Here is a 24,227-nt window from a genome sequence, read left to right as displayed (position 1 = left end):
TTTAGGATTGATTCAGAAATGATATGTTTTCAAATATAATGATATACCCCTTACACTTCAAGACCATATGAGCGGCAACAACGAAAAAATCCGCTGAAAATTTCTTTACATTTTCTACAAACGCCGTCCATTAAATCTGACAGGCGATTCAGAAATTTAATGCCGGTAAAATTTTTTTAAGCCGCCGGAAAGTTTATATTTCTGAACGTCTGGACAATCCATTCCGCTCAATTTTCTCCACTAGCCGGTAGTTCGCTTCCTGCGCACGCACCTTTCCGCGCGAGTCGTCGGCAATGCGCAGGTTGTTCTGGTAAAGGTCCAGCCGCACCGATTTCTGGTTGTCGTTCACGTAGTTCCGGAGCACCGTCCGCATCTGGTTTTTCAGGGTTTCGTCCAACACCGGGAAACACACATCAACCCGCCGGTGCAGATTCCGGTGAGTCCAGTCGCAGGACGTCAGGTAGATTTCGTCGTTCCCGCGGTTGCCGAAGTGAAATATCCGTGTGTTTTCGATGTACCGGTCCACGTGCCTGCTCACGACGATGTTATCGCTGATGGACGGCAATCCCGAAATCAGCCCGCAGCTCTCGCTCACGATCACATGCACGGGTACGCCAGCCTGGCCCGCCTGATATAGTTTATCGATCAGCATGTGATCCTGCAACTGGTTGATTTTAATGGTAATGAATGATTTAAGGCCCGCATTGCAGTTCGCGATCTCGCGGTCCATCAGATCGAGCAGCCGCTTTTGAAGGTTAAACTGCGTGACGTACAGGTTATTGAACGGCAGGTATTTGTATTTCTTCGGCTCATCCTGTGTCGATAGATAACCGAAAAGCAATTCCAGCTCATTGGTCAGCTCGCGGTGTGAGGTGAGCAATGCGTGGTCGACGATTTCCCGGCTGGTCAACCGGTAAAACCCGCCGGTACCCAGGAATGCATATCGCTCCCAGCCCTTTTGCACTTTTCGTTTTACCAGTGCCATTTTCGCATGCACTTTCAGCCCAGGAACGCTGAGCAGGATTTTCACACCGGCGTCCCGCATCTTTTTAGACCATTGCAGATTCTCCTGAATGTCGAGCTTGGTATTCAGCTCCACATAAGTCGTCACGCGCTTGCCGTTTTTCGAAGCGGTGATTAACGAATTGAGGATAAATGAATTAGGGCTTATTTTATACAATGAAACGTGAATCTCGCGCACATGCGGATCTACGGCAGCCTCATTGAAAAACCGCACGATGGGCTCATAGGATTGATACGGCAAATGCAGCATCTGATCGCCCTGCTGGATTACCTCGAAAACCGACTTTGTTTCGTCGAACTCGGGGTTTTGCACCGGTCGCTGGTAGGGGTAATCGAGCCGGCGGGACAGCACCGGAAACTTCGCCAGGTCCTGCATATACAAGTAGTCGCCCCGCTCGTGGAAATCGTTCATCGGGATTGCTACCTTCCCCACCAGGTATTCACGCACATACAGCGGCATGCCCGACTCGTAAAAATATTGTGACGGCTGCACAAAATTCCGCTTTTCGAGCTGTTTGAGAATGCGCTGCGCGACCTGTATCGGGTATTCGTCCTCGATGGTGAGCTCCGTCTCGCGCTCCACACGCAGGGCATAGCTTTCGAGAATTTGGTAGCCGGGGAAAAGTACGGGCAGATTTTCGCGGATCACATCTTCCATAAACGCCACATGGCGCTTCCCCTCCCACTCCGGGAGCTCCAAAAACCGCCCGAAATGCTCCGAAGGCACATTCACAGACGCATACCAATCCTCCTCCGCATCTTCGCGGTGCTGCATCCGTACGATCAGGTACAGCTGCTTCGATTCAAATGCAGGCGTTTTGAGCGTACGGCGGCTATCGAGGAAAACGGGTTGCAGATAGCGGAAGAGCTTGTCGAGGAAAAAGCGCCTGGCGAACACGGCATGGTCGGGCACGAATGCCTCGCGGTAGTACAAATGCACACCCTGTTCGAGCAATGCGGGCAGGATACCATCAATAAGAATGTCGTTGAACTCGCGCAGCTGGTTTTCAACGGTTTCGTACACGTGTTCCAGCAGCGACTCGGGGAAAATATTCAGTTTGGAGCGGATATCGTTGCTCACTTCACCCATTGCCAGCAGGTTGGGGACGCGCACGCGATAAAACTCTTTCGTTTGATAAGCATATATCCCCAAAAACCGCAATCGCTCCCTCACCGGTACCGTTTCGTCGTTCGCTTCCAGCAGTAATCTGTAATTATTCGAAAGCCAACTGAGATTGGTATCAAAGTAAGGATAGGCAACGTCGATCATTGAGTGCGGGGTAAAAGATCCAAATTTTGCTACAATATAAATACATTTGGCGGGTAAGGGTATAACTTTGCAGGACAAAAATTAACCGTGTTCGGGAAGTTTCCGGTGCTATATCTTTACCAAAAATCATCATAAATTACTATGCGTTATCAATTATTAGGCCGCTCGGGTTTGCGGGTTTCGGAGGTTTGTCTGGGAGCCATGACATTCGGAAAAGACTGGGGATGGGGCGCAGATAAACATGAAAGCTACAAGATTTTCGAAGCTTTCGCCAACGCAGGAGGTACCTTCATCGACACTGCCAACCGCTACACCGAGGGCACTTCGGAGAAATATGTGGGCGAGTTTATCGAAACCGACCGCGACCATTTCGTGCTGGCCACGAAGTTCACATTGAAAGACCGTAACGACGACCTCAACTTCGCCGGCAACCACCGCAAGAACATGATGCGCTCTGTAACATCGAGCCTCAAACGCCTCAATACCGAGTACATCGACCTCCTTTGGGTACACATGTGGGACAACACCACGCCTGCCGAAGAGGTTATGCGGGGGCTCGACGACCTCGTGACGCGCGGCATCGTGCATTATATCGGCATTTCGGACACACCCGCCTGGGTCGTTTCGCAGGCCAACACCATTGCCGATTTTCGTGGCTGGAATGCTTTCGCGGCCATTCAGTTCGAGTACTCGCTGCTGCAACGCACGCCGGAGCGCGATCTGCTCCCGATGGCCAAAGCGCTTGACCTGGCCGTAACTCCCTGGGGCGCAATCGGCGGCGGCGCGCTGACGGGCAAATACCTGCGCGGCGAAACCGGCCGTGTGCCCGACAACAGCACGCGCCGGAACGAAGAAAGCAGCATGATCGCACAAACCGTCGTAGACGTGGCTAATGAGCTAGGCGTAACGCCCGCGCAAGTAGCGATCAACTGGACCCGCCACCGCGATCAGGTCATGATCCCGATCATCGGCGCATCGAAAGAAAAACAACTGATTGACTCACTGGGCTGCCTGGATTTCCGCCTGCCCGAAGAAGCCCTGCGCAAGCTGGACGAAGTGAGTAAAATAGAACTAGGCTTCCCCCACGAATTCCTGAAATCCGACGGCGTGAAGGAAGAAGCGTTTGGGGGGCTTTATGAGAGTTTGGATAATCATAGGGGGTAGGCTGTAAGCTATAAGCTGTAAGCTATAAGCCGTAGGCTGTAAGCGGTGTACAAATGTAAATGTACCGCTTATCGCCTACGGCTTACTGCATATAGCATATAGCTTATAGCTTATAGCTTATAGCTTACAGCTTATAGCCAATTACCTACCTCCCCCAGCCCTCCGGCGCTACTCGCCATGCGGCGAGGCTTTCCAGCTGTGCTTCGGATACGTATTTGTGCTCTAATGCCACTTCGATCAGCGCGTTGTAGTTGCTGATGGTGTGGAGTTCTACATTTTTGGCGGTGAAATTATCGGCTGCAACCTGGAAACCGTAGGTGAAGATCGCCACCATTCCGCCTACTTCGATGCCGGCTTCGCGCAGGGCGTCCACCGTTTTGAGGGAGCTTCCGCCGGTCGAGATGAGGTCTTCGATGATTACCACCGACTGGCCTTTTTCCAGCCTGCCTTCTATCTGGTTGCCCATTCCGTGCTTTTTAGGCTCTGGTCGGACGTAGGCGAACGGCAATTCGAGCAGATCGGCTACCAATGCGCCCTGTGCGATACCGCCGGTCGCGACGCCTACCACGGCCTGCGCATGCGGGTATTTCTCCCGGATCACCCCGGCCAGCGCCTTTTTGATGAACGTGCGCGTGTCGGGGTACGACAATGCGACGCGGTTGTCGCAGTAAATGGGCGAAAACCAGCCTGAGCTCCATTGGAACGGCTTTTCGGGGCTTAGCTTGATGGCCTGTGCTTCGAGAAGCAGCTCGGCGATTCGTTTGGTAATATCCAGATCGTTCGACATTATTAATCTTCGGATTCTTCCTGTTTATTATAATTGGTTACTAAAAGCTTGTCTATCCGGCTGCGATCCATATCGATCACCTCGAACTCGAACTGTTTCCAGCTGAACTTCTCGCCCGTTTGCGGAATGTTTTCCAGGACGTGCAGCACAAAACCACCGAGCGTATTGAAGCCCACCAGTTCCCGGCGTTCACTATCCTGGATATTGATATTGAAATACTGAATAAAATCGTCGAAAGGCAATTGAGCGTCGATGAGGTAGCTGCCATCGTCGCGCCGCACGATTTCGGACGCCTCTTCAATGTCTTCGGAAATATCACCTACCAATGCGTCCATAATGTCGTGCATCGTTACCACACCGAGCGTACCGCCGTATTCGTCGACGATAATGCCGTAATAAACCCGCTGCTCCTTGAATTTTTCGAGCGCCTGGTAAGCCCGGTTGCTTTCGGGAAGGTACACCGGATCTCGCATGATAGACGTGAGATTCGCCATTTGCACTTCCAGGTCGGTGGCGAAGAGGTCTTTGACATACACCAAACCAACCACATCATCGACATTACCGCGGCAAACCGGGTAAATAGAATGCCTCGCGTCCAGTATTTTAGCCTTATTTTCTTCGACGGTATCTTCCAGGTCCAGCCACACAATTTCCTGCCGGTTGGTCATAAGCGATGTAACCTTACGGTCGCCGAGCTGGAACACATTATGCACAATTTCCTGCTCGATTTCCTCGAAGATCCCGCCCGAAGTTCCTTCCTGGATCAGGCTTTTGATCTCCTCCTCGGTGACGGCGTTCTCGCTTTGTTTGATATTCAGCACGCGGATGATCAGATCGCTCGAAAAGCCCAGCAATGCGATAAACGGCGCCGTGACCCTCGAAAGCAGGTTCATAGGCGTGGCCATTACTTTCGAAATGGCCTCGGGATTGGCCATTCCGATGCGTTTCGGGACCAGCTCGCCGAGCACGAGCGACAGGTAAGTGATCACCACCAGCACGCTGCCCACCGCCAGCGAGTGCGAGTAAGGCAGCAGCGCGGGCACACGGGCAATGATTTGCTCAAAATCGGCAGTGATATTGTCGCCACTGTACATACCGGTCAGCAAACCGATGAGCGTAATGCCGATCTGTACCGTGGAAAGAAATTTTGTAGGTGAGTTGGCGAGGTTCAAAGCTGCCTTTGCGCTCGAATCGCCATTTTTGGCAGCTGCTTCCAGACGCGATTTCCGGGAGGATACCAGTGCGATCTCAGACATGGAAAAAAGGCCATTGAGAAGCACCAGGAGTAGAATTATAAGGAGTTCCAAGAACTGTTTGGTTGTTACAAATACAAATTTATCAATAATAATCTCTGCCTAAACTAAACTCTTTACTTAATTTTGCGATCCATTCACGTACCCATTCCAAAATGACCATTTTTTTCGACGACCGTCCCGTCAGAATTGTACGGACAAATCAGTTGTCTGCCGCCGAAACCTCGCGTTTCGAACACATTGTGGATCTGAGGCTTGAAAAGTTGCAGAGAACCATGCTGACAGGTCACGTCCTGTTCCTGAATTCTACCGCCACCAGTGCCATTCAGGTGATCCAGATGCTCGAAAAGGAATTTCCCAAAGACTTGCTTTCCATTACGATGGCTACCCGTGAAAAAGCGGAGGTAGAGGACCGGATCAAGGCGCAATACAAGGTGATTAAAGCAGCCGGCGGCGTGGTGGTGAAAGGCGGCAAATGGCTGTTCATGTACCGTCGCAAAATGTGGGATTTACCCAAAGGCAAGCTGGATAAAGGCGAGAATTCGAAAGTGGCGGCCACGCGTGAAATCGAGGAAGAAACGGGCGTTAAGGCCATTATCCGCGACAAAATCTGCACTACCTGGCATACCTACACGCTCAACAACAGCCGCATTCTGAAACGCACGAAATGGTACTTGTTCGATTGCCTCGACGACTCGCACATGAGCCCGCAAGCCGAGGAGCAGATCGAAAAACTGGACTGGTACGAGCCCGCGGACGTAAAACCGCTGCTCATCAAATCGTACAGCTCGATCCGCTACGTGATCGACAGCCTCAACAAAATACACAATCTGAAAGAATCCTGAAAAGCACGCCTAGCTGTTCTGCTCGGCCTTTTTCAGTTCGGATAAAGAATACGGAAGAAAATTGTCCACGGCCTGTCCATACCGGTGCAGGTCGCGGATAATGCTCGAACTGATCGGCGCCAGGCTCGGCGAAGTGATCAGGAATACCGTCTCGATTTCCTCATACAAATACCTGTTAACCTGCGAAATACCGTTTTCGTACTCGAAGTCGGTAGTGTTGCGCAGTCCTCTCAGCAAAAACCGGGCACCCAGTTCGCGGGCGGTATGGGCCGTCAGGTCATCGTAGGTGATCACCTTCACATTCGGCTCGGAGATGAATGTCCTTTCGATCATTTCCTTCATCACTTCCAGCGGGAAATAGCGCTTTTTGGTCGCGTTGTTACCGATCCCGATCACTACCTCGTCAAAAAGCCGTAAACCACGCAGAACGATATCTTCGTGACCCTTCGTGAAAGGATCGAAAGATCCCGGAAATAATGCGATGCGCGTCATAGGAGGTTATTTTAAGACGATATAAGATAGGTATTAAACAGTCCGAAATACCGGTGACCGGGCACTTCGGCGCACTGTGGGCTGTATTTCAATGTCGTGGGCCGCGTGCCCATATGCAAGTTCGGGAAAAATCTGGACAGCTCCTGGTAGGAATCTGCCGTGGGCGCGATTTCTCCGTAACAGAGCACCTTGATTTCTTCCGGCAAAATGTTCAGTTGGTTTAGTGTAAACAGGATGATATACGCAAGCTCCTGAACCTGAGCATATTTGAAGCGATTACAAAGCAAGAGCTGCTGGCTCTCGCTCACCACCAATGTGAAATGATCCTTTTCGAAGTACAGCGACATCATCCGTATTTCCTGGTGCTCCACGTGATTAACCAGCGAACCAATGGCCAGTGCGCTCGTAAGGTGGTAGAATGTGACCGTTGACGAACTGAAATGGTTCACCACCCAGTCGTACCACAGTTCCTGGATGCTGAAAACGTTTTGCGCATGCACGAGCGGCAGATCATGCCAGAGCACCTTCTCGTGCTTGGAAACCGGGTTGCCCAATGCAAACGAGAGATATTCATAAGCCGACTCCGGCTTGAAAAGCACATTCGGAACGAGCGTAAATGCATGCGAATTCACCGTCACGCGTACATTTTTCCAGTTATTGGACGACCACGACAAATGCCCGCTGAAAATCCGTTTCAGCCGTTCGAAAATTTCTGCCGGTGTCAGCGGATTTTCGAAGAAGTAATCTTCCAGCCAAATGCACTCCATGTTTTCGTCCCGCACAATGCAAAAACGAATGCGCCGTTCATCGAGCTCGATACAAAGCGTACAAAGCGGGATGCTGGCGGCGTCGAAGGAGTTGTCTCCTACCAGCAGCGTGGGGATTACTTCAATTAACTGGTTTTCAGAATTTGCCACGTTGTCGGGGTCGTGTTGGTTTAATGATCAAGCCGGCCGTTAATCACCGGTGATGTATTTGTTCAGTTCAAAAATCCCTGCCAGAGAGCCGGCGCTGTTCAAAATGCGGTGACGCTGCTGTGGCTCCAATGCCTCGATCTCGCCCCAGGCCATAAACCGGACGTCGCGGATAACCTGCCCGTCGGCGGCCATTTCGGGGTCAAAGCCGGCAGCGAGCTGGCCCTTAAAGGAAGTTATTTCAAAAAACAGTTCTACCGCATGGAGCGGATCGGCGATATGCTCGTTCACGAACAGCAATTGCCCCACCGTCACTTCCAGGCCCGTTTCTTCCCGGAACTCGCGGGCGAGGGCATGTTCAGCCGTTTCGCCGAAGTAAATGCCGCCACCCGGAGGCGACCAGAAGGCGCCGTCGGGCCCGTACAGCAAATGGTTTACGAGCAGGATACGGTTCTCATGCACGCAGATTCCGCATACGCGTACACGTACGGAACCGCCATAAATAGTGCCTATGTCTGCGTTTAACGTCTGCAAAACCTCTTTTTTTGAACGGGCAAAGATAACCAACCATCCAGAATTGCCAAGACATAATTATGCCTGTATGCCTGCGCGGGGCGCCGACATGCCATTTTCAACGATTGATTCCGGAAAATTGCGGCGGAACTCAGGAATACGGACTTCCCGAAATGTAGCTTTCGAGCGTGTTAATATGCTCTTTCTGCTCGTGGATGATCGCCGAAACGATGTCGTTGATCGAGATAATGCCTACCAGCCGGCCATCACGGTTCACAGGAAGGTGCCTGATGTGCTTGTCCGACATAATTTGCATACATTCCTCAATTTTAGCATCGGTTTCCACCGTTATGACCCTGGCGGTCATCACGTCGCGGATCAGCGTATCTTTCGATGCGCGGCCCTGCAATATCACTTTCCGGGCATAGTCGCGTTCGGAAAAGATACCGATCAATTCATTATCTTCAAGTACTAAAACCGCCCCAATGTTCTTCTCGGCCATGAGTTCCAGAGCCTCAAACACTGTGTTGTCCTGCGTTACCGACCAAATCGCATTGACAGGCTTGTTGCCCATTACATGTTGTACCAGCATAGATGTTTAGGTTTGGGGATGTTGAGATAAAGGGAATCTAATATATGGATTTAACCTATTAAAGTCCAATAAAATCTGAGTATTATTTTGTTAAAGAATGCGGTTTTTGATATTCGAAATCCTTGCGTTAGATTCGTTCCTATGGACACCGACAAACTTTTGCCTTCCCAGTTACTGCGTAGAAAATTCCCTTTCAAACCCACCCAGGGCCAGCTCCGGTTCTTCGAACAGGCCAATGATTTTTTGATCGAAGAAAAGGGCCTGGAACGTTACAGGGACTGTTTTTTGCTTAAAGGATACGCTGGAACCGGGAAAACCACGATCATCAGCACGCTCATTAAAGTGCTGAAAAACTTCGGGTACAAATCTGTCCTTCTGGCCCCTACCGGCCGCGCGGCGAAGGTCATGTCGGGCTATTCGGAAAAAATCGCGCTCACCATTCACAAGAAGATTTACAAGCAAACTGCCGACGCATTTTCGGGCACATTAACATTCCAGCGGCAGAAAAATTACCACGATAACACGCTTTTCATCGTCGACGAAGCCTCGATGATAACCGACGACGCCGATTTCGGCAGCCGCAGCCTCCTGGCCGACCTTGTCGAATTTGTGTTCGAAAACCCGGGCAACAAGCTGATGCTCGTCGGCGATACCGCCCAGCTCCCGCCTGTGGGCAAGGAACTGAGCCCGGCGCTGGACGCCGATTACCTGGAAAGGACATTTTACATGTCTGTTTTTTGGGAAGAATTGAAGGAAGTGATGCGGCAGGACGAGCAGTCGGGCATTCTTTTCAATGCCACGCAGCTCCGCAACCAGCTGGGCGTCGAGGCGAAAGAAATCCGCATCACGACCCGCTCGTTCCGCGATGTATTCAAAATGACAGGTGAAAAACTGGAAGAAGGGCTGCGCTACGCCTACGACAAATACGGCACCGAAAATTCAATTATCCTCACGCGTTCCAACAAATCGGCTGTACAATATAATGAATACATCCGCCGGGTGATCAATTTTTCGGAGGACGAGCTCGATGCCGGCGACCGGCTGATGGTCGTCCGCAATAATTACAACATCCTCGACGAGGATTCGCCCGCCGGGTTCATCGCAAACGGCGATTTTGTAGAACTGTTAAAAATCCGGAAAACGCAGGAAATGCACGGCTTTCGCTTCGCGGATGTAACGTTACGACTCACCGACTACGAAAAACAACCCGAATTCGACGCCAAGATCTTCCTTGACACGCTGCATTCGCCGTCGGCGTCGATGTCGGCGGAAGACAATAAGAAACTGTACGAAAGCGTCCAGCAGGATTATTTTTACATCAAATCCAAAAAAGACCGCGTAGAAGCATTGCGGAAAGATCCATATCTGAATGCATTGCAAGTCAAGTTTGCCTACGCGCTCACGTGTCACAAAGCGCAGGGAGGGCAGTGGAGTGCCGTGTTTATCGACCAGGGCTATTTACCTGAGGAACAGATCAATACCGAATTCATCCGATGGCTTTACACGGCCATTACACGGGCAACGGATGAGGTTTTCCTGATGAATTTCCACCAGCAGTTTTTCAAATAACAGCATTTGCTGAATGTCCTTACGCAGGAACGGAAGCGCGTTGCAGTCGATCGTTAATGGCCAGCCCCAGACCGCTCGCCGGAACCAGCTCCGCCTTGATTTCCGACACAGGCAGCCCGTCGAGCTCCCGCAGATAGGCGAAAAGGTTGTGAGCGGCCTCCTTCAAGTCGTGCCCAGGGCTGAGCAGACGCTGGTAACGGCGATCCACGCCATCCAGATAGCGGTCAAACAGCAGGTAACCGGTGCCCGCGTCGCCGGGCGTAATGGCGTCCCTTCGGTACAAATGCAACGGTTTTCGCGGTGCATAATGGCTTTTGAGCATCCCCGGAGCCTTGGGGTCCGAGGTAGAATGAGGCATCAGCGCCACCGGACCGATCAGACTTTCTATCTCGTTGATATCCAGTCCTCCGAGGCGGTATACGATCGTTTCGTCATTTTCAAAACCTACAATAGTCGATTCGATGCCTACCTCGCATTCGCCGCCATCGAGAATGTAGGGAATGCGATCGCCGAGCTGCTGCTCCACATGCGCGGGTTTCGTCGGGCTGATGTATCCGAACGGGTTGGCGCTGGGCGCTGCGAGCGGGAAGCTCAATTGGGCGAGCAGCTCGCGGGTAAGCGCATGATCGGGAATCCTCACGGCAACCGTATCGAGCCCGGAGGTAACCAGGTCCGGCACAATATCCTTTTTAGGCAGCAGCAGGGTAAGCGGACCAGGCCAGAGTTTTTCAGCCAGAATGCGCGCCTTTTCAGGAACATCCGAGACGTAAATAGCCACTTTTTTGAGGGAATCCGTATGAATGATAAGCGGATCGAATGCGGGGCGGTTCTTTACTTCGAAAATAGAAAGCACTGCCTTTTCGTTCAATGCATTACCTGCCAGCCCGTACACGGTTTCGGTAGGAATGGCTACCAATTCGCCTTTTATCAGAAATTCTTTTGCGACCGAGAGGTCGCTGCCGGTTACTGCCAAAATATTATTCTGTTGTTTCAAAACACAAAAATACGGCGATGCGGAACAAATCCGAGTATTCGCATTTAGATTGTTTTTAAATAAACCTGAATGCATGAAAGTTGGCGTTCCGTTACCTGTTAGGTGATTATATTTAATGGTTAAATAGTACTATCTAAACAACCCTTTACTATGTTTCAAATCAAAGAACAACCTGCCGTTTTCGACGTCGCCATTATCGGGTCGGGCGCGGGAGGCGGAATGGCAGCTTATCAACTTGCCAAAGCAGGTGCCAAGGTGGCTCTTTTGGAAGCAGGTGGATATTTCGACCCTGCCGATCCCAAATACATTACCCAGCTGAAATGGCCGTACGAATCGCCCCGCCGTGGTGCGAGCAACCACCGCCCTTTCGGTGACTTTGATGCTGCCTGGGGTGGCTGGGAAATTGAGGGAGAACCCTATACACACAAGAACGGTACGCAATTCGACTGGTTCAGGTCCCGCATGCTCGGTGGCCGTACCAACCACTGGGGCCGCATTTCCCTGCGTTTCGGACCAAAAGATTTTAAAAGAAAAAGCATCGACGGCCTGGGCGACGACTGGCCGATCAGCTACGACGATGTGAAGCCTTACTACGACCAGGTCGATAAACTGATCGGTGTTTTCGGGACTGTCGAGGGCATTGACAATGAGCCGGACGGCATCTTCCTGCCGCCTCCCAAGCCACGTTTGCACGAGCTTTTCCTGAAACAGGCGGGTAAAAAGGCCAACATCCCAGTTATCCCATCGCGTTTGTCGATCCTTACCAAGCCGATCAATGACCAGCGCGGGGTGTGTTTCTATTGCAGTCAGTGCTCGCGCGCGTGCCAGGCTTACGCGGATTTCTCGTCGTCGTCGGTACTGTGTATTCCCGCGATCAAAACCGGTAACGTAACCCTGATCAATAACGCGATGTGCCGCGAGGTGCTTACCGATCCTTCAACAGGACTTGCCACTGGTGTATCGTACATTGACCGTGAAAAATTAACCGAGCATACTGTAAAAGCCAAAGTAGTAGTTCTGGCAGCGAGCGCGGCGGAATCCTCACGTTTGCTTTTGAACTCAAAATCGGCCCGTCACCCGAACGGCCTCGCCAATTCCAGCGGCGTAGTAGGCCGTTACCTGCACGATTCAACCGGTGCATCACGCGGCGCATTCCTCCCCCACCTCATGGACCGCAAGCGCTACAATGAGGACGGTGTAGGCGGTATGCACGTGTACACGCCATGGTGGCTAGACAACAAGAAACTCGACTTCCCACGCGGCTACCACATCGAGTACGGCGGCGGAATGGGCATGCCGAGCTACGGTTTCGGCTCAGGAATTGAGAATTTGAATGGTAAATATCCAACCAAAGCGGGTGTTACCAAAGAAGCGGGCGGCTATGGCGCTTCGCTGAAAGAAGATTACCGTCGTTTCTACGGGGCCAACATCGGTATGGCCGGTCGCGGCGAGGCGGTGCCTGATTATAACAACTACTGCGAAATCGACCCGAATGTGGTGGATAAATTCGGTATCCCGGTATTGCGCTTCCACTACAAATGGTCTGATTATGAGATCAAACAGGCGAAGCACATGCACGATACCTTCGAGGAAATGATCCATGCATTGGGCGGTGTGGCCAACGGCACCAAGCCGGGTGCGGATACCAACTACGGCCTCGCAGCTCCGGGACGGATCATCCACGAAGTAGGAACCGTTCGCATGGGCGACGACCAGAAAACTTCCGCATTGAACAAGTTCTCGCAGGCACACGACGCGAAAAACGTGTTTGTGGTAGACGGCGGATCGTTCGTATCCCAGGCCGACAAAAATCCGACCTGGACCATCCTCGCACTCTCGATGCGTGCGTCGGAGTACATTATCAATCAGGTTAAACAGAAAAATATCTAACATTTGAACCCTGTTCAAATCATAAGCATATGAAACGCAGAGATTCATTAAAGTCGTTGACGCTGAGCTCACTGGGGATTGCCGCATTGAGCCCCCAGGTGGCCCTCGCCGAGCAGCGGGAGCTCGAAATGCAAAACCCGCCGGAAACCCCGCTCAAAATTCCGGGAGGAAGAACGAAGGAAGAGGCCATCCGCGACGCGAAACTGATGAAGGAAAAATTCCTGACAGCCGCTGAATTGGCGACCATTAAGGTGCTTGCAGACATCATCATTCCGGCCGACGAAAAGTCCGGCAGCGCATCGCAAGCGGGCGTAGTCGAGTTCATCGACTTTATCGTAAAAGACATGCCGCAGCACCAAACGCCACTACGCGGCGGATTGAGATGGCTCGAAAGAGAATCGCAAAAACGTTTCGGCAAAGGATTCACGCTGGCTACCAAGGCCCAGCAAATCCAGATCGTAGACGACATCGCCTACCCGCAAAAAGCAAAACCGATTCACAGCCAAGGCGTTGCATTCTTCAACCTGATGCGTAACCTTACAGCTTCGGGCTTTTACACATCCAAAATGGGCATTGCCGACCTCGATTACAAAGGCAACACGCCAAATGTATGGGAAGGTGTTCCGGAGGATGTTTTGAAGCAGTATGGAGTGAGTTACGATTAAGCATTCTGATTGAAAAGTCGTAAGTAAGCGGTGCGCCATTGAATGTCAATGGCGCACTTTTCTTATATTTGAGCCGACTATACATTCTACACATGCAGCTATCCGAAAACATAAAAGACTCCTATTCAAACCAGTATGATGAAAGTTCTGTAAAATGGCGCGACATAGGTGCCCGTTACAAGGCACTTAACATCGTTGAGCTTTCCAAAACGATCCGGTTCGCAAATGTGCTGGAAGTTGGTACCGGTGAAGGAAGTTTGCTGAACTGGTTGTCTAAAATGAATTTTTGTGACGACCTCAACTGCATTGAAATTTCGGAAAGCGGGATCGGACAAATCAGGGCCAAGCAGATCAAAAACCTGCACGACGTGCTCCTATTCGACGGATACCAGATCCCCTACCCCGACAATCACTTTGACCTGGTCATTTGCTCACACGTTTTGGAGCATGTCGAGCACGAAAGGATTTTGCTGCGGGAAATTAAAAGAGTGTCCAAATACCAGATTTTCGAAGTGCCCATCGATTTCTCATTCTACGTCGACCGCAAATTGAAACATTTCCTCTCTTACGGGCACATCAATATCTACACGCCATCGCTATTCCGGTTTTTACTCAAATCCGAAAACTTCGAGGTGAAGAATGACATTAATCACTTCTATCACGATGACGTCTTGAAGATGCTTTATGGAAATAAAAAGTCGGCCTACTACCTGACTAAGATCAAATTCGGCATTTTGAACATGATACCTTACCTAAAAGGCATTAAACCAAGCTCTTACGCGGTTTTGACCGAAAAAAGTGAGAAACAGCTCTCGATTTTTTAAGCCAGTGCCGTCCCCACATAAAAGCAAAGGCCCCGTTTCAAGCGAAGCGGGGCCTTTTAATTACGTCGCTACCGCAGCGCGGTCTTCTGTTTATAGAATGCCGCCGTCACGACTCGACGCGGCCCCGGAGGGGCCTCCTTACCGCAGAAAGCTCCTACGGAGCTCAACGGTTTGCACTTATCGATTTGCTATAAACAGGATGCCGCGCTGCGGCAATTTATCGGGATAAAGCTCCTGATAAATTGTCTCAGCGCGGCATCATCGCGATTTAACCTGAAAATCAATACAACTTCTGGCGCTGTTGCTTCACGGTCTCGTCCGTGAGGAACTCGTCGTAGCTCATCAGTTTGTCGAGGATGCCTTTCGGCCCGATTTCGATGATGCGGTTTGCTACTGTTTCCACGAACTGGTGGTCATGGGAGTAGAACAACAGACAGCCTGTGAAGTCGATCAGGCCGTTGTTCAATGCCGTGATCGATTCGAGGTCAAGGTGGTTGGTAGGATCATCGAGTACGAGTGCATTCGCTCCGGAAAGCATCGTGCGAGAGAGCATACAACGCACTTTTTCACCTCCTGAAAGGACTTTTGCCTTTTTCAAAGACTCTTCACCTGAGAAAAGCATCCGGCCCAGGAAGCCGCGGATAAAGCTCTCGTCTTTTTCGTCAGAATACTGACGCAGCCAGTCTACCAGGTTCAGGTCCACATCGAAAAACTGTCCAGGATCTTTCGGGAAATAGGATTTCGTGATGGTGACGCCCCAGGTAAAGTCGCCCTTGTCGGCTTTGTCCACTTCGCTCACAATATCAAACAATGCACTAATAGCCAGCACATTGCGACTAACGAATGCAATCTTATCACCTTTATTGACGGTGAAATTGATGTTATCGAATAGCTTCGTTCCGTCTTCTGCGGTTTTGGACAAACCTTCCACACGCAAAAGCTGGTCGCCTACTTCACGCTCCGATTTGAATGCGATATATGGATACTTACGGGAAGATGGCTTGATATCGTCCACGGTAAGTTTTTCCAGAAGTTTCGCGCGTGAAGTTGCCTGCTTGGATTTGGACGCATTTGCGCTGAAACGACGGATGAAATCTTCCAATTCCTTGCGCTTTTCGTCCGCTTTCTTGTTCGCATCCTGGCGCTGTTTCAATGCCAGCTGGCTCGATTGGTACCAGAACGAATAGTTACCCGAGAACAGCTGCACTTTGCTGAAATCGATATCCACCACGTGCGTACAAACCTCGTCGAGGAAGTGGCGGTCGTGGGAAACGACGATGACCGTGTTCTTGAAATCGGCGAGGAAGTTTTCCAGCCACAATACCGTCTCCACGTCGAGGTTGTTGGTAGGCTCATCGAGCAGGAGCACGTCCGGGTTACCGAAAAGTGCCTGTGCGAGCAGGACGCGTACTTTGTCGTTCGCATTCAGGTCGCCCATGAGCGAATGGTGCAGTTCTTCTCCGAGGCCCAGGCCGCTCAAAAGCTGCGCTGCTTCGGTTTCCGCCTCCCAGCCATTCAGGTCTGCGAATTCGGCTTCCAGTTCGGCGGCTTTCTCGCCGTCTTCATCTGTAAAATCCTCTTTCGCGTAAATGGCTTCGCGATCTTTCATCACTTTATAAAGACGTTCGTGCCCGAGGATCACGGTATCCATCACCGTGTACGCATCGAACTCGAACTGGTCTTGCTTCAGGAACGTCATCCGCTCGCCGGGGTTCATGCTTACATTGCCCGTTTGCGGCTCGATTTCGCCTGAGAGAATTTTCAAAAATGTGGATTTCCCGGCCCCGTTAGCGCCAATCACGCCATAGCAGTTACCAGGTACAAACTTTATATTTACTTCGTCGAACAATACCCTTTTACCGTATCGCAGCGATACGTTCTGAACCGTAATCATCTGTAAATTGATTATTTATGAATGAGACCGCAAAATTACAAAAATCGGTCTGATTTAGCATCCTTACGTGCACTAAATGCAAACAAAACAGGCCGGTAACAAACCGGCCTGCATATAGAAATCGCCTATTTTGAATAATCAGGGGATCACACGCAGCGTATGCGCGCCTTTCGCCACGCTCACTTTCGCGCCTTGCTTTTTCAGTGCCGGCGTTTCGCCTTTGGTCACCGACCAGAATTCTACACCGCCGTTGCCGCTGCCGTATTCGAGGTATTCGAATACCGAAACGGCCAGGTTGGAACCGTCTTTATCGAAAGCGACGCTTTGCGGATAAATGCCTTCGAATGGATAGTCGGCCACTTTGGTCAGCGCGCCGGTGTTGGCCACTTTGTACAATGATAGCGATGCTCCTGTTCCTGCACCCGCTTCCGCCCACGGCGAGCCACTTTTGCCGGCGTTGGCAGTTACGAGCATAGTGCCATCCGGACTCAATGCGAACGAGCCGGTGTTGAGGCCTACCGGCGCTTGTCCGGCTACCTTGTGTTCAACAGCGCCGTCCATTGAAAAATCCACAACGAACACTTCACCTTCTCCGGCACCTTTGCCCTGCGGGCCTTTGGCGTCCAGGACGAGGTAATGCTTACCATCAGAGGTGAATTTGCCGAAGGACGGGTCCGTGCCGACTTTCACGGGCTTGCCTACCATTTCCACGTTTTTTAGCTTACCAGCTTCGCGGATTACTTTGTATAGGCCAACTTCATTGGAATTATCCAATGTGAATGCGATGAAGTCGCCGGATGGGTGCCACGAAATATCGATAATGCGGTTAGTAGTATCCAATGCCGCCGGGAGGTTCAGGAAGCGCGCGGGCTTACCGTCCGGTCCGGCTTCGATGAACACGAGCTCCTTGCCAGTATCGCCGGTTGATAGGATCAACTCGTTCTTGTTGACGTCAATAGAGGTCGGTCTTTTACCCACCGGAAAGCCGAATTTAGCCTTCGGCGCGGCCAGGTTGCTGATATCCACCACAAAAAGCTTCTCGCCTACCGGGAATTCGTTCGAGATATCCTTGTATTCGCCCACGCCATCCTCCGGACGGACACGGTTTTCGAGCACAAATGCCAGGCTGCCTGTTGGAGAAACGGCCAGCGTTTTGGAATAACCCAGCGCCGAATTGGATACGAGCGCGCTCCCCAGGCCTTTGCTGCCTCTTTCTACGGGGAATTTGATGGTTGTTAATTGATCTTTCGATGTGTTGTCTCTTAATAGCTTTCCATCCATCAACGCAGATGCTGCCAAATCGGCATCGGACACTACAACCAGACCTCGGGCATTGAAGGTAATGGGTGATTGGGCCATCGCAGGGATGCTTCCCAACGCAGCCAAACCAGCAAAGAATGCAACTTTTTTCATAGAAAAGAATTTGAGTTTTAGGTGGTTTGAACAATTTGAGCTTACATCAAAAAGAACCTTGCAGAGGCATTCATACCGTGCAAGGTTCTTTTCAGAATTCGCAATATACAACAAAAAGAAAAACCCCGGCAAGCGTTTGCCGGGGTTTCGGATCACAGGAAGTAAAAATTACGCTGCAACAGCAAGTCCGTTGACGAATTTCGCCAATTTAGACTTCTGGTTAGAAGCTTTCTTCTTGTGGATGATATTTTTCTTTGCCAAACGATCCAACATTGAAGATACAGTTTTGTAAACTTCAACAGCTACTGCCTTATCAGACGTTTCACGCAATTTCTTGATGTATGAACGGGTAGTCTTGTGCTGGTAACGATTACGCAAACGCTTAGTTTCGTTCGCGCGGATTCTTTTTAAAGCTGATTTATGATTTGCCATTTGTAATGAATATTTTTCTATTTCTCATTTCGGTCTGCAAAAATAGAAATTGCTTCTCAAAACGCCAAATTTCCTTTCAAAATATATTTTATCTTAAATAACTTACCTGGGCATCCGCTGTACGTCCGAGGCCAGATATTCCTCAATCCGCGATTCGAGTTCGTTGTAAGGGATGTTGCCGTGCAGCTCGCCTTCCACCGCCAGCGATATTTTCCCCGTTTGCTCGGAGATCACAATCACAATGGCGTCGGTCGCTTCGCTCATGCCCATCGCGGCACGGTGCCGGAAACCCAGGGACGAAGGCACATCCACGCCGTCGGCAACGGGCAGTACGCAACGCGCCGCTTTCAGCACGCCGTCCACGATGATTACCGCGCCGTCGTGCAGCTCGCTGTATTGATTGAACAGTGATACAAGGAGCGGCTTCGAAACGCGTGCATCTAGCATTTCGCCGGTTTCTACATATTTACCCAAATCATCGCGTTTGTTGAGCACGATCAATGCCCCGGTGAAGTTGGCGGCGATGGTCTTGCTGGCGTCGATCACCTCTTTCAGGTTTTTTACCTTGAAATCGCGCATCGAGTTGCCGATGATCTTTTTGAGTAAGCCGTTATTGGTGTAAATCGTGGATTTACCGATAATGAGCAGAAACCGGCGGATCTCCTGCTGGAAAATCACGATCAGCGCCACTGCACCCACGCCCATAAAGTATTGCAAAATGGCCGTCAGCAGCCCCAAACCGAGCCCTTTGACCACCAGATAGAAGACATATACGAACAAATATCCCAGAAAAACCCTGCTTGCAATACTTCCCCGAACAAGGGTATATACCTGATAAAGAAGAATGGACACTAAAAAAACATCCAGGATATCAGCCCAATTGATGTTCAGAAAACCCACACGCATACGAAAGGTGATATTTTAGAGCGACTAAATTACAATTTTAATTTGGATAGTTACCGGCGGCCATCCATAGTTTTACCGCTTCCACGGCCGGTTTTACATCATGCACACGGAGGATCGAAGCACCCCGCTCCAATGCGAGCGTGTTCAGCACCGTTGTCCCGTTTAACGCTTCATCGGGCGAAATATTCAATGTTTTGTAAATCTTCTTCTTGCGCGAGATACCCACGAGCACCGGGTAACCGAGCAATTTGAACTGGTCCAGCGCCCGCAGTAGCTCGAAGTTCTGCGCGATGGTTTTGGCAAAACCGAAACCCGGATCGATGATCACGTCGGCCACGCCGTTGCTTTGAAGGATCATCACTTTTACGCGCAGGTCGCGCAGGATGTTCGGCACGAGGCGGTCATAATGCGTGAGCTGGTTCATCGTTTGCGGTGTTCCGCGCATGTGCATGAGTATGTACGGCACACGCAGGCGGGCAACGGTTTCGAACATGGCGTCATCGAGCGTGCCGCCGGCCACGTCATTAATAATATGTGCGCCTTTGGCAATGCCCCTTTCCGCCACTCCGGCCCGAAAGGTATCAACAGAAATGATGAGATCAGGGAAAAATTTAGCTAATGGCTCCACCGCCGACTCCACGCGATCGGCCTCCTCCTCCGCGCCCACCTCGCGGGCGCCGGGGCGTGTGGAATACCCGCCGATGTCGATCATACCGGCTCCGTCGGTCAGCATCTGGCCGGCTTTTTCGACGATCTCGTCGGTCGCGGCGGCGCGGCTGCCGGCGTAAAACGAATCGGGCGTAATATTGATAATACCCATCACCACGGGCGTCGACAGATCGAGCAGCGTGCCCCGGATATTGAGCGTTTTTTTACTAACTTGCAACATAAATTCTTTTCAAAAACAGGCAACGGAATGAATATCAAAGCATTCTCTTCCTACCGTCTGAAAGTCTCTAACTCATTTGAAACAGTGAAATCCACAGAATCGGAATATCAGGAAATCATTCAGTATTGCCAAGATCTTTTCACAAAAAAAAACAAGGACTACGGAACATCTTGGCGCATTCTGCGGCTCCCCTCGATCACCGATCAGATCTTCATCAAGGCACAGCGCATCCGCACCATTCAGGACAAAGGCGTGCAGAAAGTGAATGAGGACGTGTCTTCCGAATTCATCGGGATCATCAATTACTGCGTGATGGCGCTCATCCAGATCACTGCCGCGGAGCAAAGCCAGGATATCGACGATTCTGCATTAACAATTCTTTACAATCAGCAGGTGAACGAAGTGAAGGAATTGTTGTTTAATAAAAATCATGACTATGGCGAAGCGTGGCGCGACATGCGTGTTAGCTCCATGACCGACATCATTCTCATGAAACTGCTAAGGATCAAACAAATCGAAGACAATCAGGGACTTACACTCGTTTCAGAGGGTATAAAAGCCGGCTACCAGGACATTATCAATTACTCGGTATTTTGTCTGATTAAATCGAATGCCTTACAGACCAACTAACAAGGACACTCCAAACCGCCGCTAGTTTGCAATGAAAATCTTTGCCCAGATCTCACGAGTTGTAGTAGGATTACTCTTCATTTTCTCCGGAATCATCAAGCTGAACGACCCCATCGGGACGCAGTACAAGCTGGAAGAATACTTCGAGGTTTTCGCGACCGATCTTCCCGCAATGCATGATTTCTTCATGGGCCTCGTGCCGCTGGCGCTGTATTTTTCGGTGTTTCTCTGCACGGCGGAAGTTGTACTGGGCATTGCATTGCTGGTAGCCTACAAGCCCCGGACAATTTCCTGGCTGCTGCTGATCATTATCGTTTTCTTTACGTTCCTCACATTCTATTCGGCCTATTTCAACAAGGTAACCGATTGCGGCTGCTTCGGCGCGGCGATCAAGCTTACGCCGTGGACGTCGTTCGGGAAGGACATATTCCTGCTGATTTTGATTCTGGTTATCGTTTATTACCGGAAAAAATTCAAATCCTATCCTACGGGTATTATCATCGTCATTTCCACGCTGGTGTCACTTGGCGTTGCCGTTTATTCACTGCGTCACCTTCCGATCGTCGATCTGCTGCCCTACCGGGTGGGCGCGAGCATTCCCGCGCAGATGAAGCCTTCCGAGCCGCTGCGCTATTTGTATATATTTGAAAAAGACGGAAAAACACTTGAATATGAGCAATATCCGAGCGACACCACGCTGCAATTCAAGGAAATGGTGGTGCTGAATGAAGATGCAAAGCCGAAGATTACCGACTACAAGGTTTGGAACGACGCCGGCGATTTTACCGAAGGCACATTCCAGGGCAAAAAGCTCTTCCTGATCATCAAAAGCCTTACCGACATTAACACGGCCGCATTGCCGGACATTCACAAGCTGATCAGCGCCGTGAAGGGCAAGGGCGTGGAGCCGGTGATCCTGACGTCGGGAAACAGCGCGGATATTGAAAATTTCCTCACGCAGCACCAGCTTACAGCTCCATATTATTACGTAGATGCGACCGTTCTGAAAACCATTTCCCGCTCCAATCCGGGCTTATGGCTTTTGAAAGACGGCATTGTAAAAGGCAAATGGCATTACAACGACACGCCTACGGCGGAAGAGGTCGTTGAACTGGCCAAATAGTGTGACCGACACCAGAATTTCATGAAGAATATTATCCTCGTCGGAATGATGTCTTCCGGCAAGACCACGCTCGGCAAAAAGCTCGCCCGTGCATTGAATTACCAGTTTGTCGACCTTGACAAGCTGATCGAGAAAGATCAGGGCATGGAGATTTCGTCCATTTTCGCGCAGCGCGGAGAAGCCTATTTCCGTGAAGTGGAAAGCAGGATTTTGAAAGAAACCGCCAGCCAAAAAGGCATTGTGCTGGCCTCAGGCGGTGGCACGCCCTGTTTCTTCGATAATATGGAGGTGATTAAAGCGATGGGCATCAGCATTTTCCTCGACGTTCCCGCCGGGGACCTGGCACGCCGCATCGAAAACCACGGCAAGGACGACCGGCCCATTCTTTCCGGCACAACCTCGCTCGTGGACACCTTGCAGGCCCGCATTACCGACCGGCTCCCCTACTACACGCAGGCCGATTTCACGCTGAAAGGTGAAATAGACGTGAGCCATTTGCTCGAAGTACTTACGCCGTTGCTATAAAACGAAAAAACCTGCCGAAGCAGGTTTTTTCGTTTTTGTCTATTTCAAAAACGGGTCAGAAGAAGATACCGCCTGTAACCATCACATTAACCGGCCGGTTGGTAATCTCCGCCGAACCGTAAGTAATCGGATTGTTCAGGTAATAAGGCGTGTAGGCCGATTTGTAGGTGGTGAATGTGCCTGTCAAATCGACAAAAAACCGGTCGGTGCGAACGCCAACGCCTGCCGAAGCCACGATTTTGCTGCGGTCGATGCCGTCGCTTTGGTCGAGATAAGGGTCGGTAATGTATGCCCCGCCGAGCCGTGCACGGAAAATATTCGCGCGGATCTCTCCGCCAAGCCGGAAGTTTACCGTGTTGCGGAATGTGTCTGTAATTTCGCTCTTCACATCGGTTTTGAATGCGTCGTTGTCGGCGCTGGTCAAGTAGCTTGTCCGGGCGCGCATGCCGCTGTAACCTGCGTACTCGATGGTTCCGGTCAGGAAGCCTTTGTTTTGGAAAAAGACCGTGGCACCGATATTTCCTCGCAGCGGGCCAATCAGGCTATATTCGAAGTCGTTCGGGGCAATGGGAATTGAGGTGTATGGGGGCGTAATCAGGTTTCCGTCCGGGCCGGTCACTTTGCCATCCACATAACCGGCAGCTACGCTTTGGCTGAATGTTTCTTTTATCGCGCTGAATGTAGGGCTGGCAAGCGTTCCACCGATCTGGAACATAGGATTGATTTTATAAATCGCGCCCAATGAGAAATTAAACCCGTTGCCTCTGACGGTAAAGTCTTCAAACTGATCAATGTAGGTCAATTCGGGGCTATCCACGTAGTCGTCGCTGAAAGTCGATGAATATTCATACCTGATCCGGCTGAAACCGATGTTACCGCCGAGATAGAACTTGTCATTCAAATTTCCAGCATAGGCAAATGTCCATTGCGAAACCGCGCCCTTGGATGTAAATGTGCCCGTTTGGTCCACTACACTATTGCCGTCCAAAGCCTGGTAAGGAGGTCCGGCTTCGGTGGTAGGATTGATGAGGTACATCTGGTAATAGGCAGCCGGAATGCTGTACGCAACCGCGCCGCCGGTTGCGCCGCTGTCGAAATCCCTTTCGAGGTCACTTACGGAAGTTTTGGCACCGTTTACACCTTCAATGACATTGTCGATGTAGGCACTGTTGTTGTTCCGCCCGCCATAAGTGTAGCCATTCTGAAATGACTGCTGCCGCGAGAATGAAACCCCGAATGCGGACCGTTTCCATTTGCGCTGAAAGCCGGGCTGGCTCGTGAACACCACCGATGCCTGAGGAATGTTGATCAAACTGTTACTTTCCTTGGTATCGTTTCCGAGATAGCTGGTTTTCGTGCCCGCAATGGTCACCGCCGGGGTGAATGTAAATTCCGACCGGTTGTAAAAGCCTAGTCCTGCCGGGTTGCCGTGAATGGAGCTCGGATCACCGCCGATGGATGCGTGGTTACCACCCAGGCCTTGAAAACGCGCCGAGCCCGTCTGGGTGATTTCCGAGTACCGAAGTGCATCGGTTGCATATTGTGCGAATGCCGCTGATGAAGTGAGTAGCGAAAATAGGAACGCTAATCCTGAGTATGGTTTAGACATGGGAAGTTGTG

General features: G+C 50.9%; 23 protein-coding genes. 9 read left to right on the top strand and 14 right to left on the bottom strand.

The features are described 5' to 3' along the window. Window positions 1-193: 193 nt before the first annotated feature. On the bottom strand, window positions 194-2,293 hold the full coding sequence (ppk1, locus tag DFER_RS01180; RefSeq protein ID WP_012779860.1) for a polyphosphate kinase 1: 2,100 nt from the start codon (window positions 2,291-2,293) through the stop codon (window positions 194-196). 141 nt (window positions 2,294-2,434) lie between these two features. Between ppk1 and DFER_RS01175 the strand changes: the two genes are divergently transcribed. After that, window positions 2,435-3,457 (top strand): aldo/keto reductase, encoded by a 1,023-nt coding sequence (locus tag DFER_RS01175; protein WP_012779859.1) that lies wholly within the window; start codon window positions 2,435-2,437, stop codon window positions 3,455-3,457. Between the two features lie 145 nt (window positions 3,458-3,602). Here DFER_RS01175 and pyrE read toward each other — a convergent pair whose 3' ends face one another. After that, complete coding sequence (gene pyrE, locus DFER_RS01170) at window positions 3,603-4,244, bottom strand: orotate phosphoribosyltransferase (protein WP_012779858.1); 642 nt, start codon at window positions 4,242-4,244, stop codon at window positions 3,603-3,605. Between the two features lie 2 nt (window positions 4,245-4,246). Further along, window positions 4,247-5,500, bottom strand: a complete 1,254-nt coding sequence (locus DFER_RS01165; protein ID WP_012779857.1) for a hemolysin family protein — start codon at window positions 5,498-5,500, stop codon at window positions 4,247-4,249. A 152-nt stretch (window positions 5,501-5,652) separates the two neighbouring features. Between DFER_RS01165 and DFER_RS01160 the strand changes: the two genes are divergently transcribed. Beyond that, entirely contained in the window at window positions 5,653-6,342 is a 690-nt protein-coding gene (locus DFER_RS01160) for an NUDIX hydrolase (protein WP_012779856.1), read from the top strand. 9 nt (window positions 6,343-6,351) lie between these two features. Here DFER_RS01160 and coaD read toward each other — a convergent pair whose 3' ends face one another. The 4 genes from coaD to DFER_RS01140 all read right to left on the bottom strand — a co-directional run bounded on the left by coaD (window position 6,352) and on the right by DFER_RS01140 (window position 8,835). Beyond that, window positions 6,352-6,834: a pantetheine-phosphate adenylyltransferase gene (coaD, locus tag DFER_RS01155; RefSeq protein WP_012779855.1), complete on the bottom strand. Its 483-nt coding sequence runs from the start codon at window positions 6,832-6,834 to the stop codon at window positions 6,352-6,354. An 11-nt stretch (window positions 6,835-6,845) separates the two neighbouring features. Continuing rightward, window positions 6,846-7,751, bottom strand: coding sequence for a DUF3822 family protein (locus DFER_RS01150; RefSeq protein WP_012779854.1), 906 nt, complete (start codon window positions 7,749-7,751; stop codon window positions 6,846-6,848). A gap of 39 nt (window positions 7,752-7,790) precedes the next feature. Then, the gene (locus DFER_RS01145; RefSeq protein WP_012779853.1) at window positions 7,791-8,282 is read right to left on the bottom strand and encodes an NUDIX domain-containing protein; all 492 of its coding nucleotides are present in this window, start codon (window positions 8,280-8,282) and stop codon (window positions 7,791-7,793) included. Window positions 8,283-8,412: 130 nt separating this feature from the next. Further along, complete coding sequence (locus tag DFER_RS01140; protein ID WP_012779852.1) at window positions 8,413-8,835, bottom strand: CBS domain-containing protein; 423 nt, start codon at window positions 8,833-8,835, stop codon at window positions 8,413-8,415. A 159-nt stretch (window positions 8,836-8,994) separates the two neighbouring features. Between DFER_RS01140 and DFER_RS01135 the strand changes: the two genes are divergently transcribed. Continuing rightward, entirely contained in the window at window positions 8,995-10,422 is a 1,428-nt protein-coding gene (locus tag DFER_RS01135; RefSeq protein WP_012779851.1) for an ATP-dependent DNA helicase, read from the top strand. Between the two features lie 19 nt (window positions 10,423-10,441). On the opposite strand, the gene DFER_RS01130 is transcribed toward DFER_RS01135, so the two are convergent. Then, a complete protein-coding gene (locus DFER_RS01130; protein ID WP_041735702.1) occupies window positions 10,442-11,395 on the bottom strand; it encodes an L-threonylcarbamoyladenylate synthase in 954 nt (317 codons plus the stop codon). Window positions 11,396-11,566: 171 nt separating this feature from the next. Here DFER_RS01130 and DFER_RS01125 point away from each other — a divergent pair, with 171 nt between their 5' ends. The 3 genes from DFER_RS01125 to DFER_RS01115 all read left to right on the top strand — a co-directional run bounded on the left by DFER_RS01125 (window position 11,567) and on the right by DFER_RS01115 (window position 14,795). Beyond that, window positions 11,567-13,306 (top strand): GMC oxidoreductase, encoded by a 1,740-nt coding sequence (locus tag DFER_RS01125; protein ID WP_012779849.1) that lies wholly within the window; start codon window positions 11,567-11,569, stop codon window positions 13,304-13,306. Between the two features lie 29 nt (window positions 13,307-13,335). Continuing rightward, on the top strand, window positions 13,336-13,971 hold the full coding sequence (locus DFER_RS01120; protein WP_012779848.1) for a gluconate 2-dehydrogenase subunit 3 family protein: 636 nt from the start codon (window positions 13,336-13,338) through the stop codon (window positions 13,969-13,971). A 92-nt stretch (window positions 13,972-14,063) separates the two neighbouring features. Next, complete coding sequence (locus DFER_RS01115) at window positions 14,064-14,795, top strand: class I SAM-dependent methyltransferase (RefSeq protein ID WP_012779847.1); 732 nt, start codon at window positions 14,064-14,066, stop codon at window positions 14,793-14,795. A gap of 280 nt (window positions 14,796-15,075) precedes the next feature. Here the strand turns inward: DFER_RS01115 and DFER_RS01110 are convergent, their stop codons facing one another. From DFER_RS01110 to folP, 5 genes are all read right to left on the bottom strand, one after another. After that, window positions 15,076-16,689 carry an ABC-F family ATP-binding cassette domain-containing protein gene (locus DFER_RS01110; RefSeq protein WP_012779846.1) on the bottom strand — a complete coding sequence of 538 codons (1,614 nt, stop codon included), beginning with the start codon at window positions 16,687-16,689 and terminating at the stop codon, window positions 15,076-15,078. 138 nt (window positions 16,690-16,827) lie between these two features. Further along, window positions 16,828-18,102, bottom strand: coding sequence for a beta-propeller fold lactonase family protein (locus tag DFER_RS01105; protein ID WP_012779845.1), 1,275 nt, complete (start codon window positions 18,100-18,102; stop codon window positions 16,828-16,830). A 168-nt stretch (window positions 18,103-18,270) separates the two neighbouring features. Further along, entirely contained in the window at window positions 18,271-18,534 is a 264-nt protein-coding gene (gene rpsT, locus DFER_RS01100) for a 30S ribosomal protein S20 (RefSeq protein WP_012779844.1), read from the bottom strand. Between the two features lie 102 nt (window positions 18,535-18,636). Further along, complete coding sequence (cdaA, locus tag DFER_RS01095; RefSeq protein ID WP_012779843.1) at window positions 18,637-19,440, bottom strand: diadenylate cyclase CdaA; 804 nt, start codon at window positions 19,438-19,440, stop codon at window positions 18,637-18,639. Window positions 19,441-19,477: 37 nt separating this feature from the next. After that, the gene (gene folP / locus DFER_RS01090; RefSeq protein WP_012779842.1) at window positions 19,478-20,329 is read right to left on the bottom strand and encodes a dihydropteroate synthase; all 852 of its coding nucleotides are present in this window, start codon (window positions 20,327-20,329) and stop codon (window positions 19,478-19,480) included. Window positions 20,330-20,413: 84 nt separating this feature from the next. Here folP and DFER_RS01085 point away from each other — a divergent pair, with 84 nt between their 5' ends. From DFER_RS01085 to DFER_RS01075, 3 genes are read left to right on the top strand one after another with little or no spacing between them, the layout of a single operon-like run. Further along, on the top strand, window positions 20,414-20,959 hold the full coding sequence (locus DFER_RS01085; RefSeq protein ID WP_187293467.1) for a DUF1599 domain-containing protein: 546 nt from the start codon (window positions 20,414-20,416) through the stop codon (window positions 20,957-20,959). 31 nt (window positions 20,960-20,990) lie between these two features. Further along, window positions 20,991-22,082, top strand: coding sequence for a BT_3928 family protein (locus tag DFER_RS01080; protein ID WP_012779840.1), 1,092 nt, complete (start codon window positions 20,991-20,993; stop codon window positions 22,080-22,082). 21 nt (window positions 22,083-22,103) lie between these two features. Then, on the top strand, window positions 22,104-22,607 hold the full coding sequence (locus DFER_RS01075) for a shikimate kinase (protein ID WP_012779839.1): 504 nt from the start codon (window positions 22,104-22,106) through the stop codon (window positions 22,605-22,607). A 55-nt stretch (window positions 22,608-22,662) separates the two neighbouring features. Here the strand turns inward: DFER_RS01075 and DFER_RS01070 are convergent, their stop codons facing one another. After that, window positions 22,663-24,216: a TonB-dependent receptor gene (locus DFER_RS01070; RefSeq protein WP_012779838.1), complete on the bottom strand. Its 1,554-nt coding sequence runs from the start codon at window positions 24,214-24,216 to the stop codon at window positions 22,663-22,665. Window positions 24,217-24,227 lie beyond the last annotated feature (11 nt).

Source organism: Dyadobacter fermentans DSM 18053 (assembly GCF_000023125.1).
Lineage (GTDB): Bacteria > Bacteroidota > Bacteroidia > Cytophagales > Spirosomataceae > Dyadobacter > Dyadobacter fermentans.
This window is presented reverse-complemented; position numbering and strand designations above follow the sequence as displayed.

Excerpts from the sequence above, each read along its gene's own strand:
- ppk1 (WP_012779860.1), bottom strand. The coding sequence starts at position 2,293 with ATGATCGACGTTGCCTATCCTTACTTTGATACCAATCTCAGTTGGCTT.
- DFER_RS01175 (WP_012779859.1), top strand. The coding sequence starts at position 2,435 with ATGCGTTATCAATTATTAGGCCGCTCGGGTTTGCGGGTTTCGGAGGTT.
- pyrE (WP_012779858.1), bottom strand. The coding sequence starts at position 4,244 with ATGTCGAACGATCTGGATATTACCAAACGAATCGCCGAGCTGCTTCTC.
- DFER_RS01165 (WP_012779857.1), bottom strand. The coding sequence starts at position 5,500 with ATGTCTGAGATCGCACTGGTATCCTCCCGGAAATCGCGTCTGGAAGCA.
- DFER_RS01160 (WP_012779856.1), top strand. The coding sequence starts at position 5,653 with ATGACCATTTTTTTCGACGACCGTCCCGTCAGAATTGTACGGACAAAT.
- coaD (WP_012779855.1), bottom strand. The coding sequence starts at position 6,834 with ATGACGCGCATCGCATTATTTCCGGGATCTTTCGATCCTTTCACGAAG.
- DFER_RS01140 (WP_012779852.1), bottom strand. The coding sequence starts at position 8,835 with ATGGGCAACAAGCCTGTCAATGCGATTTGGTCGGTAACGCAGGACAAC.
- DFER_RS01135 (WP_012779851.1), top strand. The coding sequence starts at position 8,995 with ATGGACACCGACAAACTTTTGCCTTCCCAGTTACTGCGTAGAAAATTC.
- DFER_RS01125 (WP_012779849.1), top strand. The coding sequence starts at position 11,567 with ATGTTTCAAATCAAAGAACAACCTGCCGTTTTCGACGTCGCCATTATC.
- DFER_RS01120 (WP_012779848.1), top strand. The coding sequence starts at position 13,336 with ATGAAACGCAGAGATTCATTAAAGTCGTTGACGCTGAGCTCACTGGGG.
- DFER_RS01115 (WP_012779847.1), top strand. The coding sequence starts at position 14,064 with ATGCAGCTATCCGAAAACATAAAAGACTCCTATTCAAACCAGTATGAT.
- DFER_RS01110 (WP_012779846.1), bottom strand. The coding sequence starts at position 16,689 with ATGATTACGGTTCAGAACGTATCGCTGCGATACGGTAAAAGGGTATTG.
- DFER_RS01105 (WP_012779845.1), bottom strand. The coding sequence starts at position 18,102 with ATGAAAAAAGTTGCATTCTTTGCTGGTTTGGCTGCGTTGGGAAGCATC.
- rpsT (WP_012779844.1), bottom strand. The coding sequence starts at position 18,534 with ATGGCAAATCATAAATCAGCTTTAAAAAGAATCCGCGCGAACGAAACT.
- cdaA (WP_012779843.1), bottom strand. The coding sequence starts at position 19,440 with ATGCGTGTGGGTTTTCTGAACATCAATTGGGCTGATATCCTGGATGTT.
- folP (WP_012779842.1), bottom strand. The coding sequence starts at position 20,329 with ATGTTGCAAGTTAGTAAAAAAACGCTCAATATCCGGGGCACGCTGCTC.
- DFER_RS01080 (WP_012779840.1), top strand. The coding sequence starts at position 20,991 with ATGAAAATCTTTGCCCAGATCTCACGAGTTGTAGTAGGATTACTCTTC.
- DFER_RS01075 (WP_012779839.1), top strand. The coding sequence starts at position 22,104 with ATGAAGAATATTATCCTCGTCGGAATGATGTCTTCCGGCAAGACCACG.
- DFER_RS01070 (WP_012779838.1), bottom strand. The coding sequence starts at position 24,216 with ATGTCTAAACCATACTCAGGATTAGCGTTCCTATTTTCGCTACTCACT.